Annotated in this window: 12 protein-coding genes and 1 pseudogene; 8 read left to right on the forward strand and 5 right to left on the reverse strand. The window is 51.1% G+C overall.

Annotation, left to right across the window (positions count from 1 at the left end; genetic code table 11):
* Positions 1 to 207 precede the first annotated feature (207 nt).
* Entirely contained in the window at positions 208 to 765 is a 558-nt protein-coding gene (locus tag HP062_RS18120) for a plasmid mobilization relaxosome protein MobC (RefSeq protein WP_172791823.1), read from the forward strand.
* A gap of 300 nt (positions 766 to 1065) precedes the next feature.
* A complete protein-coding gene (locus tag HP062_RS18125; protein WP_256665839.1) occupies positions 1066 to 1440 on the forward strand; it encodes a very short patch repair endonuclease in 375 nt (124 codons plus the stop codon).
* A gap of 128 nt (positions 1441 to 1568) precedes the next feature.
* Here the strand turns inward: HP062_RS18125 and HP062_RS18130 are convergent, their stop codons facing one another.
* Positions 1569 to 2108, reverse strand: coding sequence for a hypothetical protein (locus HP062_RS18130; RefSeq protein ID WP_172791825.1), 540 nt, complete (start codon positions 2106 to 2108; stop codon positions 1569 to 1571).
* Positions 2109 to 2344: 236 nt separating this feature from the next.
* Here HP062_RS18130 and HP062_RS31145 point away from each other — a divergent pair, with 236 nt between their 5' ends.
* On the forward strand, positions 2345 to 2914 hold the full coding sequence (locus HP062_RS31145; protein ID WP_256665840.1) for a DNA cytosine methyltransferase: 570 nt from the start codon (positions 2345 to 2347) through the stop codon (positions 2912 to 2914).
* A 50-nt stretch (positions 2915 to 2964) separates the two neighbouring features.
* Positions 2965 to 3501, forward strand: coding sequence for a DNA cytosine methyltransferase (locus HP062_RS31150; protein ID WP_256666183.1), 537 nt, complete (start codon positions 2965 to 2967; stop codon positions 3499 to 3501).
* A gap of 48 nt (positions 3502 to 3549) precedes the next feature.
* Here the strand turns inward: HP062_RS31150 and HP062_RS18140 are convergent, their stop codons facing one another.
* From HP062_RS18140 to HP062_RS18150, 3 genes are all read right to left on the reverse strand, one after another.
* Positions 3550 to 5244 carry a response regulator receiver domain gene (locus HP062_RS18140; RefSeq protein WP_172791826.1) on the reverse strand — a complete coding sequence of 565 codons (1695 nt, stop codon included), beginning with the start codon at positions 5242 to 5244 and terminating at the stop codon, positions 3550 to 3552.
* The gene (locus HP062_RS18145; RefSeq protein WP_172791827.1) at positions 5237 to 8170 is read right to left on the reverse strand and encodes an ATP-binding protein; all 2934 of its coding nucleotides are present in this window, start codon (positions 8168 to 8170) and stop codon (positions 5237 to 5239) included. The genes HP062_RS18140 and HP062_RS18145 overlap by 8 nt, the downstream gene beginning before the upstream one ends.
* A 1043-nt stretch (positions 8171 to 9213) precedes the next feature.
* Positions 9214 to 9408, reverse strand: a complete 195-nt coding sequence (locus HP062_RS18150; RefSeq protein ID WP_109635340.1) for a hypothetical protein — start codon at positions 9406 to 9408, stop codon at positions 9214 to 9216.
* 450 nt (positions 9409 to 9858) lie between these two features.
* Between HP062_RS18150 and HP062_RS31155 the strand changes: the two are divergent.
* Positions 9859 to 10014: pseudogene (locus HP062_RS31155) on the forward strand (DUF3077 domain-containing protein); the annotation flags it as partial.
* Here HP062_RS31155 and HP062_RS31160 read toward each other — a convergent pair.
* Positions 9982 to 10644, reverse strand: coding sequence for a peptidase M41 (locus HP062_RS31160; RefSeq protein WP_256665841.1), 663 nt, complete (start codon positions 10642 to 10644; stop codon positions 9982 to 9984). The pseudogene HP062_RS31155 and the gene HP062_RS31160 sit on opposite strands and share 33 nt — an antisense overlap.
* Before the next feature lie 156 nt (positions 10645 to 10800).
* On the opposite strand from HP062_RS31160, the gene HP062_RS18160 reads away from it, so the two are divergent.
* The 3 genes from HP062_RS18160 (at position 10801) to HP062_RS18170 (ending at position 13956) form a co-directional block, all read left to right on the forward strand.
* Positions 10801 to 11262, forward strand: a complete 462-nt coding sequence (locus tag HP062_RS18160; protein WP_010467145.1) for an Lrp/AsnC family transcriptional regulator — start codon at positions 10801 to 10803, stop codon at positions 11260 to 11262.
* Between the two features lie 204 nt (positions 11263 to 11466).
* Complete coding sequence (locus tag HP062_RS18165; RefSeq protein ID WP_010467144.1) at positions 11467 to 13149, forward strand: NAD(P)/FAD-dependent oxidoreductase; 1683 nt, start codon at positions 11467 to 11469, stop codon at positions 13147 to 13149.
* Between the two features lie 12 nt (positions 13150 to 13161).
* Positions 13162 to 13956, forward strand: coding sequence for a carbon-nitrogen hydrolase family protein (locus tag HP062_RS18170; protein ID WP_083375632.1), 795 nt, complete (start codon positions 13162 to 13164; stop codon positions 13954 to 13956).
* The last annotated feature ends 3 nt before the right edge of the window (positions 13957 to 13959 follow it).

The following is a 13959-nucleotide window of genomic DNA, read 5'->3' on the forward strand; positions in this document are numbered from 1 at the left end:
AACTCAAGCGAGTGGAGATCTAGCGCAGGATAGGCTTTCACCGGAAAGCTGTATCACACAACGCCATCACTACGAATTTCCTTGTTCATGAACAAATTTGAAAGACAGTGGAGCACTAGTGCAGGATAGGCTAACCGCCGGTAAACTACCCCGGTAGTTTTAGATTGCCCCTGCCGGGGCCTCACTCTTTGGGGGCGTTAGTCACGCATGGAGAAAGCGAAGGTGTCGAAGTCGGCCCAATACCTGGACGTGTACTTGGGCGCGCTCAAAGCGCCATGGGCCGATTACTGCAAGGCTCTCGGCAAAAAGCCCGGCGTGGCTATCAAAGAAGCCATCGAGCAGCAGTTGGCGAAGGCCGCCGCAAACCCGCAGCCGAAGATTTATCAGCAGAAACACGAAGCCGCCCCAGCCGAACCCAAGGTGCGCTTTGAGATCCTGCTGACACCATCCGAAAAGGCGGCTCTTACAGAGCGCGCCGAGGTCGAACGATGCTCACAGCGTCGTTGGATCATCGACGCAATTAGGGCTGGACTGACAAATGAACCGCAGTTCGGTATGAGCGAAATCGAGGCATTGGGCGAATCCAATTACCAGCTGCTCGCTATAGGTCGAAATTTGAATCAGATCGCGAGAAAGTTGAATGAAGGTGACCTCGATCCTATTCAGACAGAATTAATAGAAGGGCTTCGCTCGATAATAGACAGGCACACGCATGTCGTGAGCACCGCTATCCGAGCCAGCTTGGAACGCTGGGATCTTGAGTGACAACTACAAGATGTCATCGCTAGCCTAGAAAGTTCGATCGGCGAAATCAGCCCGCGACCTTGGCGACAAATCTCGGCGCCGGCGCCAGCGATTCTGTCGCCAGTTATGGCTAACTGGTAGTGACAGCCGAGGCAGCGGCCGGGGTTGTAACGGATTGAAGCCCAGTGGTCGCTACTAGAAATTAAGGTCGCTAGAAGCATTTCGAGTAGCCTCTACAAGCTGAGATCTCGAGCGACGTAAGGGCTCTAACGGGGTAGCAGATCGATGGATAGACTCTCATCCGAACGTCGAAGCTGGGTAATGAGTCGTGTGAAATCGAAGCATACGAGACCCGAGCTAGTTGTAAGGCGCTTGGTGTTTGGCATGGGTTACCGTTATCGCCTGCACGACAAAAAACTCCAAGGACACCCGGATCTTGTCTTCCCTGGTAGAAAGAAAGTGATCTTCGTGAATGGCTGCTTTTGGCACGGCCATCTTGGGTGTCGTTTGGGGAAGCTTCCAAAAACGCGGGTAGAGTTCTGGGAGGAGAAAATCCAGCGGAACCGTGCGAGAGACATACAAAACGTCGCAGAGCTCGAGGCCAGCGGTTGGAGAGTACTCACCGTCTGGCAATGTGAATTAAAGAACAGTGAAATGCTGGCAAGCAGGTTAAGTGAGTTTATCGAAGGCAAGTAAAACAAGACCGATAGGCACCGCTTTTCACCGGTACTGGCGATCTATCGCTGGGATTCGATGTCGCAGCAGCCGATGTCTAGTCATGTCGTAGCTGTAGGAAGAGGCTAGCTAACTGCTCCAAGGCGATGTTAATCACTTTTTCCACATTGGCCAGTCGCATGTAGTCTCAGAGCTGACTCCTTGTCGATACGGTCCAGCTGAGTCGTCCACCAAGAGATAGCTTCATCTAACAGTGTTCTGCCATCCTCCCCTTCATAGGGGCCACTCCACATCGGCCGATAAATGTTCTCTCCGATCAGAGCTTGTTGCTCGAAATACTCGCCAGTGACTGAGTTCTGCATTTTTGCCAACACAGGGATCGGCCCTTCCGACATACCGAACTCATATTCCTTAAGGATGCTATTCCGCTCCTGTTCAATGAAGTCGCGAAAAATGGCGTCATTGTCATTGTCAGTTTTCCATCTGCGGTGCAGCTCGTTCGCTATGTCGCGAACTACGGTCACTGCCGCACCATCGACCTTCGTCAACACATGGCCGACAGCTCGCACCAGCACCACAGCTGTCACCCAATAAAGACGCCACTCTGTCCGACCGACTTCATCCTCAAGTTTCGCACGGACCGCCACAACGTCACTGAGAACCCTTCTGGCGTGTACTGTGAAAATCATAGGCGTCCTCTCAAAACGTCTCTATCAGGCAGGTGGCAGGTGGGGCCAAGCATAGATAATTGCACGGCATACGCGGATAGGAAGCTCGATCCATGGGTAGCATCACAAGACGACCACCACATAACATTACATATTTACGAGACTTCAGACATCCGTTTAGCCGCTCAGACACCGAATCCGTTGCACGTTCCCAGCAGTTCTCTAGAATGGTCGGATTTTGAAACCCTAGGATAGAGATGCAGGACTTCAATGCCGACCCGGGGAGTGACGCTCGGGGAATCCCCGTCGCTCAGACCGAAAATGGTGCCCACGAGCAAGCGTTGTTGCCAGCTCCAACCATCAAAGGTATCGACCTTTTCTCAGGAGCAGGTGGTTTTTCGTTGGGCGCAATCCGAGCAGGAGTCGACATAGCGGGCGCTCTAGAACTGAATAAAAAAGCAGCGCTTACATACTCCAATAATATTTTTCGTCCTGACGGCTCTCCAGTCCCTGTCATAAATGGCGATATTTTGCCCATCAGTCCAGCAGAAGCACTGGCTCACTGGAATTTGGAGCCTGGCGCTTGTGACATAATTATTGGGGGGCCGCCATGCCAAGGCTTCTCAAGTCATCGAATCAAAGACAGTGGGGTGGACGACCCTCGCAATATGCTGCTTTGCCGGTACTTTGATTATGTAAAAAAAATTAGACCTCGTGTTTTCCTAGTAGAGAATGTTCCAGGCTTATTGTGGGCTAGACATGCAGACTACTTAGAGCAGTTCTATGAAATGGGTAAAAAAGCAAAGTACGAAATATACCCCCGATAGTTCTGAACGCTTGCGACTTTGGCGTCCCTCAAAATAGAAAACGTGTATTCATACTTGGTGTCGACAAGAAAAGACCCATCGATATTGAATGGCCTCCAAAGGAGACGCATGTTTCTCCCTCAACACCGGATGATATACGTAAGGGCCGTCCGTCGTGGAAACCCGCGAGTGAAGTATTTTTTCCTGCACCAGAGAATGATCCGAATGATATCAACATGAATCATTCCGAAGCATTAATCGACCTGTTCAAAAAAACCCCTATAAATGGCGGAAGTCGCTCTGACTCTGGACGAGTCTTGAAATGCCACGAAGGCTATAAGGGACATAATGATGTTTACGGTCGAATAGATCCATTAAAGCCTGGCCCTACGATGACGACAGCTTGTATTAACCCATCGAAAGGTCGCTTTGTGCATCCTACCGCCAATCACGGAATAACATTGAGACAGGCTGCACGATTGCAGACCTTCCCTGAGAACTTTGTCTTTAGTGGTGGCTTGATTTCAGGCGGCGAGCAAATTGGAAACGCAGTCCCAGTGCTTCTGGCCGAAGTGATACTCAAAAAAATAGTTAAAGCACTAAAATAATAAAATTTCATAGAGTGAGCTGATTAAAAACCAGCTCACTTCAGCCATTTACCTCTTTGGAAAGCTGACAAAATCCACACCAATTCTTGATCGCTGATGCCCAGACTCAGCTAAAAATTTGTTGGCGTAGTCAGATCGCAATAGAGCAATAGATTCAAAATCCATAGTAAGCATAGCAGGATTATTATCTTCTCCCTTCCCGATAACAAAACCAGAGAACATTGAGGCGTTAATTACACCATCGCCCGCCAAAAACAATGTCTCCATTTTCATCTTTCTTGTTACGTCATCGGCCACTTCTAAAACAAGAGGGGCATCATCAACAAATACAAAAATGTCTCGCCCCTGAGTCGCTGTTTCCAACCGCTTTCGCAAGCCATTTACTGGCGTCAATCTCACAGCATTTATTGGCCTATAAGGGTGCAACTCCCCATCCCAGCCTAAAGAGTTTTGGCCAGGCACTAAATCGCAAGCAGGCGAAGCACATAACCAATAACTTGTGACATCCCCTTTGCTTGCTCTAAAAACAACACCCGTAGTAATTACACCCTGAGTATAACTATCAGAACAAAGATGTTCATTCAGAGCATGATATATATGCTCTTCAGATGTGCCCCCTGCTCCTGCCATGTCGGAAGCCAATCGCACCGCTGCAACGTCCGATGGCGGAAACAATCGAACACCAAAACCTACTACGCTCTCATCTACCAACCTGATCAGCCGTTCAAAAAGCCTGCCATATAACTCTTGAGTATAACGCGCTCGTGCTTCATCGCTAGTTGCCGACAAAATTCTAAGCAACCAACCTGCCTGACGACGCGGGGTATCTAGCACTTTAGCATCAGCATTAGTTCCAACTTTTTCCAGTGCAGCTCTCGCATGTACCATTAGAACCCTTAGTGGTGAAGGATTCCAAGAAACCAGAGCATTTTGCAAGTGATCAACTAGCACCGTTACGGGCTCTACCTTATTAACTATAACTGCAAATAAGTTACCCTCAGCCACCCACATAGGCCTATCAGCATCAAAGCTAACCTCCACCCTGCTACCGATTCTCCGTCCACCTGATACCTCCGGAGGAAGCACACCAAGCAGATAGTCCTCACACAAATAATTCACTGCGCTATGAAGTAACGTCCGATCAATATTTTTGTCTAATAGAATTCGCGTGAGATTACTCGAGCTCGCTCCAGGTTTTTTCGAGCATAAAAAATTCTGAACAACCTCGACGTTACATGCATCTTTAACCTCCCTTAAGTCTCCGGGCTCAAGATCATCAAAAAACTCCTCTACCAACTCTCTTTTTTCAGCTGTTAATACACAGCCAGCCCCGAGACTGAACGCAATATCTCTAGCAACATCAGCCGGAGTGGCCGCTGTATAGACAATCACCAAATTAAAATGATTAGAGGACGCAAGAGATTGAAGAACACCAAGGGCTTTTGTAGGATCTTCCGGCTTACTAGACTCCAGATGAAAATCTAAAACCAACAAATCCGACTGATTTAAATGTTTATCACGCTCAAAAGTCTCTGCAACAACAACGGCATTATCCACATCACAAAGCCATCCTCGACTTCGGCAAAAACTAAATAAGCTTCCAGCCTTGGCATAATCATAGTTTGTTGTTCCTTCCTGAGTAGACATTTGGGCATAGGTCGGAAATTCATCATCTAAAACAAGAGCAAAACGAATTGGATCAATGAAAGCTTCTTTCAATAATTCTGGCGACATGTTAGGCATCGAATCCATTCCGCAAGGTAATTACAAAGTTTGCGCCAGGTAGCAGCTTCCAAGGTTTGTCGTTGCTGTATTTTATCGAATGCCCTCCTGAAGCAAGAGTTTGCCGGCACAAATACAATCCAACCCCTCGACCACGAATGCGCCTAGTAAAAAAAAGCTCAAACAGATTCCCTACATCTTCAGAATCAATTCCAGGCCCGGTATCACTTACGACTATAGATCCATCGACAACATCAAGCTGTATTATTTTATCACCGTCGTTTGGCAACCAATAGAGAGAGTTATTTATCAGATTTATGAATACTGGGAAGATCCTTGATGGAAACTCATAAAACCCTGCCCCTCTAAAAGATGCAGATACTTTTAACTCAATTTTCCTTTCCAAAAATATTGACCCAAAAAACACTAAAAGATACTCTTCGATACTCCCGCCAGTAATTTTTTGGCGGATATCGTTGCCAGATATCTGCATCTGAGACAAAAATCTCAAACGCTCTACTAGCTCTTGCCTGGCCCAATTAGCCTCAGCAAACTCTTTAGTGCCCTTTATACTTTCTGGAAATCTGTCCAGACTCGTCTGGAGCCGACGATCTAAGACATGTAATTCATGGCTCAATATCTCCACACTTATACCAACCTGCGCCAAACTTTGAATCTGTTCTAACCGATTTTCAAGCGTTTCACTTCGTGCACCTGCATAAGCAAAAGCACCATCTAAATCTATTCCATTTGATAGCTGCAGCAGACTTCTGTGATAGGGCTCGTATACATCGGAGAACCTATTGGTTAATTTTTCACGAACTTCATCCATTTCAGCTAAAACCGATCCGAGCGGCGATCTTCCTGACTCAACATCGAACAGCAGTGGAGATACTTCCTTATAAAATTCTTTTTGATCGTCCTGAATTTTATTGTTAATGCGTGCCTGCTCGAGAACCAACAACTCCGTTATTCCCCGACGCCAACGTGCAAGCTGATCACTTAACGCACTTTGATTGCTTGCCAATCGAGATTTTGCGACATCAATAGCTGGCTTCGCGTTTAACCTTTCCGTTTCTGACGCCCATTTCACTTTGACATCATCAACGATCATCGCCATTAACGCGAACTGATCTCTGTATTCTCTATAGCGCTCCTCAAACTTGCCTAAGTTTTTAGGCTTTGGAGGCAACTTCAAATTCGATCTTAAGCTTTGCAATTCATTAACACGCGACGAAAGCTGCCACAGAGCATCAATATCTTGCTGCTCGAATATTAACTCTAAGTCTTTTGCTAACTCTTCGACCTTTTGAACCGCCGAAGCAAGTTCTGGAAGTTGCTTCTTAACAGAATTCCTAAAGCCTACGAGCTGGCTGCTTCTAGCGAGCTTTGCCTTATTAGCAGCAGCATCATTCTCTGCTTCTACTCCGGGTAATAGATCTTTGCGTACAGGGGCATCCGTACCAAAATATCGACGAGCAGTTACCTTTAATAAATCAACTATAAGGGATTGGATTGCTCTACTTGCTGCATTATCTATCAGTCCCTCTCTGCCTGCTTTATCCCTAAGATTCGGATTTCCCGCACGAGTAATCGCGATACGTCCAAAAATCCTACGACTTGCCCAAAACTCTCGTCCAGCGTGAAACTGACGACGCTCTTCAATTTTAAAAAAGTCACTTTCAGGCCGTCCATAGGGCATGACTCTGAGGCCGTCTCGATAAATGTTAAGCCCTGAATGACTTTCTGCCCGTTCTGCAACTTTGGCATGAACTGCTTCTGACAATGAACTCGAGCGCGCGATCGGTTCATACGCTCCTAAACAGAATGAAAATGAGCCGACTTTATCTTTATAAGCTGTAGGCATCGGATGGGAAGGAGCGATTTCCACATTCCCGATGCTCCTTCCGAAAACCATGACTCGCCCGCGAAATATTCCATACTCGTCCATCTCACCGATCAAACTGTGATCTAGACTTTGCAGATACTCCAGACCGAATCCTTCCTCTCTGCCTACTACAACGTTTTTGCCCTCCCGTGAGTGCACCACAACACTATAGTCTAGAACTTCCTGGTCTTTTTTATAAGGATCGGAGAAGCCAGACAGCGTCCTAATCATTGACGCCCGAACCGACGTCGACTCATCCGATATATCATTAGGTCCTTCTGTAACCCACGTTGATAGCGCCGAATTAAGTTCAGAAATAATTATCGCAGTCCCTGACCGTTTTGTTTCGGCCCATACACCCCATTCTTTCAAATAGACCGACGTATCTATTTTAATATCAGCTGCAGTTCTTATCTGATCAGAAGGGGCCTCATCAACTAAATCTCTGGTCTGAATTAGATTATCAAACTCTTTCCAGGCAGACGTTAAACGCTTACGCCTCTCGTCATCAGATTCCGATCCAGTCAAATTCTCGATTATTGATGCCTGCATACCCGGAATTAAGGCTGCGAGCTCAGAGGCGCTATCAAACTCGACTATAGGTAGTTTTACATCTTGTAGTAATAAATATGGATTTTCGAAAAGCCGCCAATCTATCAAGCACGCCACGAACGAGTTATCTAGTTGTTTAGAAACTATTAAAGCAGTGGAGCCTAATGCCGCTACAGACAAACGCCCAATCCCTTTCTGACCTTGCTTAGGCCGCTCTGGTAATCCTTGCCTTAGCTCTTTCGGCACAGAGTCATTTCCAGCTTTAGACTCCGTCCCCACTACTAACCACTTTTCAAGAAATTGCTTCCTGGTCATTCCATGACCATCATCCATAATCACCGCGATAGGTATCTCAGCACTGTGAATGTGCAGAGATACCTCGTGAGCGTAAGCGTCGTAAGCATTTTTCCATAGCTCGCTTACGGCTGTAGGGACATCGGCAATTTGCTCACGCCCCAAATGGTCGATGGTCCGAGCCCTTGTTTGGAACGCAACGGAGTCCTTCATATTTTCACTCTATTTTTTCCATTTTTACCGAAGTCGGGGCCATCCTGACGAGGAACACGAAACCCTGATGCATTCCGATAGATTTGCGCCCTACGCCTTTTGACAGGTGTTTCGCTGGTAGCTTCGATGACTCATACTCCTCCCGGTCGAACTGACTACGACCGTGCTTCTGTCAAGGTCATGGCTTGAGCGTGAAGCTAGCAAATCCCCTTGGCACAGGTACAGTTAAAGTACACTGCGTAGCTTCGACTGCTTACGCTAAATTTCTCTAAATTACTGTATTTGAAGGATTTTAACTTTATTTCCTTTCGCCATCTTTACTCAAAAACTGCTAGCTTTCTCTAGGTTCACAATTTAAGTTGGAAACTCATAATCCTTTGGTCCACGGTTCAAATCCGTGTGGGCCCACCAAACAAGAAAGCCGCGCTGATGCGCGGCTTTCTTTTGATTTAACGAATCACGTCAATAGTGCTATCGAAGCGACTGACCGGATGAGATTGAGCGCTTCCCAGCGGCGAAAGCCGTAACTGCGCAACGCGGTTCGCAAGTGGTGTCCGGATCTGCTTTACCAAATCGAAGAAGACGCCTATGGCGTCTTTTTTCGTTTCTGCCCTAGCAATACAGCCCTGCTCATAATCCTTTGGTCCACGATTCCTCCGTGTGGACCCACCAAACACGAAAGCCGCGCAAATGCGCGGCTTTTTTTCTGCGACTAACGTTTGGCCTAAGAGATCAGACCAGCCGAACCACCAAGGCAACAGCAACAATAGTCACGAGCGCCAGCGCGGCACCGAGTCCAAACGGCAGTAGGATTGCTCGGGTCGCGATGGGGGATGGGCTACGCATGTCTTCGGCCAAGGCGGCCACGTCACGGTGTAACTGTTCAATGCTGGCTTGAATCGTAGGAGGTGTGGACATACTGCGTCTTCCTGCAGGGATCACGGGTCACGCCTAATGCGCTAACCCTTGTTAGATAAGGTGGGCTGCCAAGCGGTAAAACTCAAGCACCTCCGATCATTGGTCGCTTCCGTGTGTTAGGGATTTTAAAGCTTGGACCACAATCCGACGGCGGCGACAACGGCGGTCACTAGACCGGCGCCTACTGCGAACGGATACCAAAAAGCCTCCTGCCTAAGCTTGCTTTCTTCCGCCATAAACTTGCGGGTTTCAGCAATGAATCTCCGGATTTCGACTTGAAGCTTATCGAGCTCCAGATTTTTGCGGTCATTTTGTAGCATCAGTCATCCTGTCGGGGCTCGGGTCGCGTCCTGTGCGCTGCTCCGCGGCGGGACATGCGTTTTTCCTGTCTGCCGTCTAGGTTATATTTTGCGCTGACGTGAGGTTATCGGATGACGTCTGCCAAGGTTGTAGGCAAACTCCGAGAATTGCGTAATGGGTGCGTTTGGGCACTTTGCCGCCTTGTTGGCGTTCTCTTCGACGGGATACTCTCCGGACGTCGCTGCAAATGCAGTGATCGGGTGTGGTAACCCGGCTAGACAAAGTGCAGCAGTGCTCCCATCACGGTTTCATGTGTTTTTACACCTGTAATCCTGAGTTATGGCGGCTGTGCGTGGGAGACCTTCGGGTCTGCCGGTTTCTTTGCTCTCCCGGTTTACCACCCTGCGTACATCTGCCACCCATTCGTGTGGTAACGAATGCGGCAGCTCCTCGTTTTAAGGAGCGAAACAATGAGCAAAACCAATTCGTCTGCACCGTCAGACCTGAAAACCATCGGTTTCACCCCACTCATCTACTGCTCGGATCAGGCGTTGTTTAACGTCCGCGCCGGCGTCCCCATCGTTGATGCATTGTCACAAGCCTCCGATCTGCTGTTCAACGCCCAAGGCCGGAATCGCCCGCACCACCCCCATCAGCTCAAGCCCCTCCCTCGTCAACACGCCCTCATACGTATCCGCCGCCCTGCCCCATTGCTCCACGATACTCATGCCATCCACCAACGCCTCGCCCAACCCAATAATCGTATCGGCCAACTGCTCAACGATTGTTTGAGTCCGTAACCACAGGCGATCCGTAATCTCTTTCAGCTCGGCGGTTACGCGATCAGGCGAAGCCGGATCCGTATCGGGGTAGGTGATGTTGCGCAGCAAGTGCCGTAACTCCCTGATTTTTGCGTAGTCCTGTTCTGCCCCAAGTTCTCCCCTCAGGATGGCGGCCGCTTTCGGCTTATCGACGCGTTTGCCGGGCGAACGCTTTGAAGCCAATGACTGCGCCATGGCGCCCGCAAAGAGCACCATCATCCGGGCTTGCAGATGCTCCTTCATTGCCTCAATCGTCGTAATCGAACGCGCCAAGGTGATGGAAGCGCCCGCTTGATGCCTCAAATCCATGGTCACTGTCAGGCTCACATCACCCGTTTCAAATCCCAGGGCTCGGGCAACGACGTAGTGACCCATTTCGTGATGGGCAATCTGCACTGCGTGATCCCGGACAGCGGGAGGCATGTTCTTCGTCATTTTTATCACCTCGCATCCTTCGATTTCTCATTCGACTATGACTGACGGCTGGTGTCCATCCTGTCTTCCGCGCGCCATCTGACGTTCTCAGACCTCCGCTTCACCAACCGTGCTGTAACATGCCAAGCCACTGATTTGTGTTGCCGGAGACGACCCTTGCCTGATACCCGACCGCCCGTTCTTGACGAAATCGACCGCCAACTGATCGCGGCCTTGCAGATCAACGCCCGTGAAAGCGTGGCCATGCTCGCTCGCCAGTTGGGGGTCGCACGGACCACGGTGACTTCACGTCTGGCACGGCTGGAAAAGGCCAAAGTCATCACCGGTTACGGCGTGCGTCTGGGTCAACGGGTGGTGGATGGCGGCTTGCAGGCGTATGTCGGGATCACGGTGCAACCGCGCTCGGGCAAGGAGGTGCTGCGCCGGCTCAGTGCCATGGCCCAGGTGCAGCAGTTGTGTGCGGTGAGTGGCGAGTTTGACTACGTGGCATGGCTTCGCACGGAATCGCCGGAGCAGCTGGATCAGTTGCTGGATCAGATTGGCAGTGTGGATGGGGTGGAGAAGACGACGACTTCGATCATCTTGAGCAGCAAGATTGATCGGGGGCAGCCGGTTTGATTTGCAGCGTCTCGAGGGCCTCATCGCGAGCAGGCTCGCTTCCACATTGGTCAATGTGTAGTAGTTTGTCGTCATAGTGACAAAAAATTAGCAGAACGACGACACATTGCGTCTTATTAACGTGTTCTACGCTCTCTAGAATGGCTGCCATCTTTTCCTATACTCAGATGCGCATTCCGCGTCGGGTCGCCAGTAAGGTCAGTCATGAACAAGAACAATCGCCATCCTGCAGACGGTAAAAAACCAGTCACCATTTTCGGCCCGGACTTTCCTTTCGGCTTTGACGACTGGATCGAACACCCGGCCGGCCTGGGCAGCATTCCGGCACACAATCATGGTGCCGAAGTGGCGATTGTTGGCGCAGGTATCGCCGGTCTGGTGGCAGCTTATGAGCTGATGAAACTGGGCCTCAAACCCGTCGTCTACGAAGCTTCGAAAATGGGTGGCCGTCTGCGTTCCCAAGCGTTCAACGGGACCGATGGCATCGTCGCCGAACTGGGCGGCATGCGCTTTCCGGTGTCGTCCACGGCGTTTTACCACTATGTCGACAAGCTCGGTCTCGAGACCAAACCCTTTCCCAATCCGCTGACGCCAGCCTCTGGCAGCACCGTGATCGACCTGGAAGGCAAAACCCATTACGCACAGAAACTGGCAGATCTTCCTGCACTATTCCAGGAAGTGGCTGACGCTTGGGCAGATGCACTGGAGGCTGGCTCGCAGTTCGCCGATATCCAGCAAGCGATCCGCGACCGCGATGTGCCACGCCTCAAAGAGCTGTGGAACACCCTGGTTCCGCTGTGGGATGACCGAACCTTCTACGACTTCGTCGCTACCTCCGAAGCCTTCGCCAAGCTCTCATTCCATCACCGCGAAGTGTTCGGCCAGGTCGGTTTCGGTACCGGCGGCTGGGATTCGGACTTCCCGAACTCGATGCTGGAAATCTTCCGCGTCGTGATGACCAACTGCGACGATCACCAACATCTGGTCGTCGGCGGCGTCGAACAAGTGCCGCAAGGCATCTGGCGTCATGTGCCGGAACGTTGCGTGCACTGGCCCGAAGGCACCAGCCTCAAGTCGCTGCACAGAGGCGCGCCACGCTCCGGGGTTAAAAAAATCGCTCACGCCCCGGACGGCCGTTTTGCGGTCACCGATAACAACGGCGACACCCGCGAATACGCGGCGGTACTGACCACCTGCCAGAGCTGGCTGCTGACCACCCAGATCGAATGCGACGAAACCCTGTTCTCGCAAAAGATGTGGATGGCCCTCGACCGCACCCGCTACATGCAATCGTCGAAAACCTTTGTGATGGTCGACCGGCCATTCTGGAAGGACAAGGATCCGGAAACGGGCCGCGACCTGATGAGCATGACCCTCACCGATCGCCTGACCCGCGGCACCTACCTCTTCGACAACGGCGACGACAAGCCGGGGGTGATTTGCCTGTCGTACTCGTGGATGAGCGACGCACTGAAAATGCTGCCGCACCCGGTGGAAAAACGCGTGAAGCTGGCGTTGGACGCATTGAAAAAGATCTACCCGAAAGTCGACATTGCCGCGCGCATCATCGGCGATCCGATCACCGTGTCATGGGAAGCCGACCCGCACTTCCTCGGTGCTTTCAAGGGCGCCCTGCCCGGCCACTACCGCTACAACCAGCGGATGTATGCGCACTTCATGCAGGACGACATGCCGGCCGAGCAACGCGGGATCTTCATCGCAGGCGACGACGTTTCATGGACGCCGGCGTGGGTTGAAGGCGCGGTGCAGACCTCGCTCAACGCGGTCTGGGGCATCATGAAACACTTCGGCGGTGAAACTCACGCCGAGAACCCGGGTCCAGGTGATGTGTTCAACGAGATCGGTCCGATCGCCCTGCCCGAGTAAAAGGAGTTCCAAATGCGCGTAGCCCTTTACCAATGTCCGCCGCAGCCCCTGGATGTCGCCGGCAATCTGCAACGCCTGCATCAACTGGCGCTGGAGGCCAAGGGCGCTGACTTGCTGGTGCTGCCGGAGATGTTCCTGACCGGCTACAACATCGGCATCGATGCCGTCAGCGTGCTAGCGGAGGTGCACAACGGTGAATCGGCGCAGCAGATCGCGCGCATTGCCAAGACCGCCGGGATTGCCATTTTGTATGGCTATCCCGAGCGCACCGAGGACGGGCAGATCTACAACGCCGTGCAGTTGATCGACGCCAACGGCGAGCGCCTGTGCAACTACCGCAAGACTCACCTGTTCGGCGACCTCGATCACTCGATGTTCAGCGCCGGGCAGGATGATTTCCCCTTGGTGGAACTCAACGGCTGGAAGCTCGGCTTTTTGATCTGTTACGACCTGGAGTTCCCGGAAAACGCCCGTCGCCTGGCCTTGGCCGGTGCCGAGTTGATCCTGGTGCCGACGGCGAACATGGTTCCCTTTGACTTCGTTGCCGATGTCACCGTCCGCGCCCGCGCCTTCGAAAACCAGTGTTATGTGGCATATGCCAACTATTGCGGGCAGGAAGGTGAGATCAACTATTGCGGCCAGAGCAGCATCGCTGCACCGGATGGCAGCCGCATCGCCCAGGCGGGCCTGGATGAAGCACTGATTGTCGGTGAGCTGGATCGTCAGTTAATGGTCGAATCCCGTGCCGCCAATCGCTACTTGGTCGATCGCCGTCCTGAGCTTTACGGCGACCTTAACAAGCGCTGATCC

Source organism: Pseudomonas sp. B14-6 (assembly GCF_013260315.1).
In the GTDB taxonomy this organism is placed as follows: Bacteria; Pseudomonadota; Gammaproteobacteria; order Pseudomonadales; family Pseudomonadaceae; genus Aquipseudomonas; species Aquipseudomonas mandelii.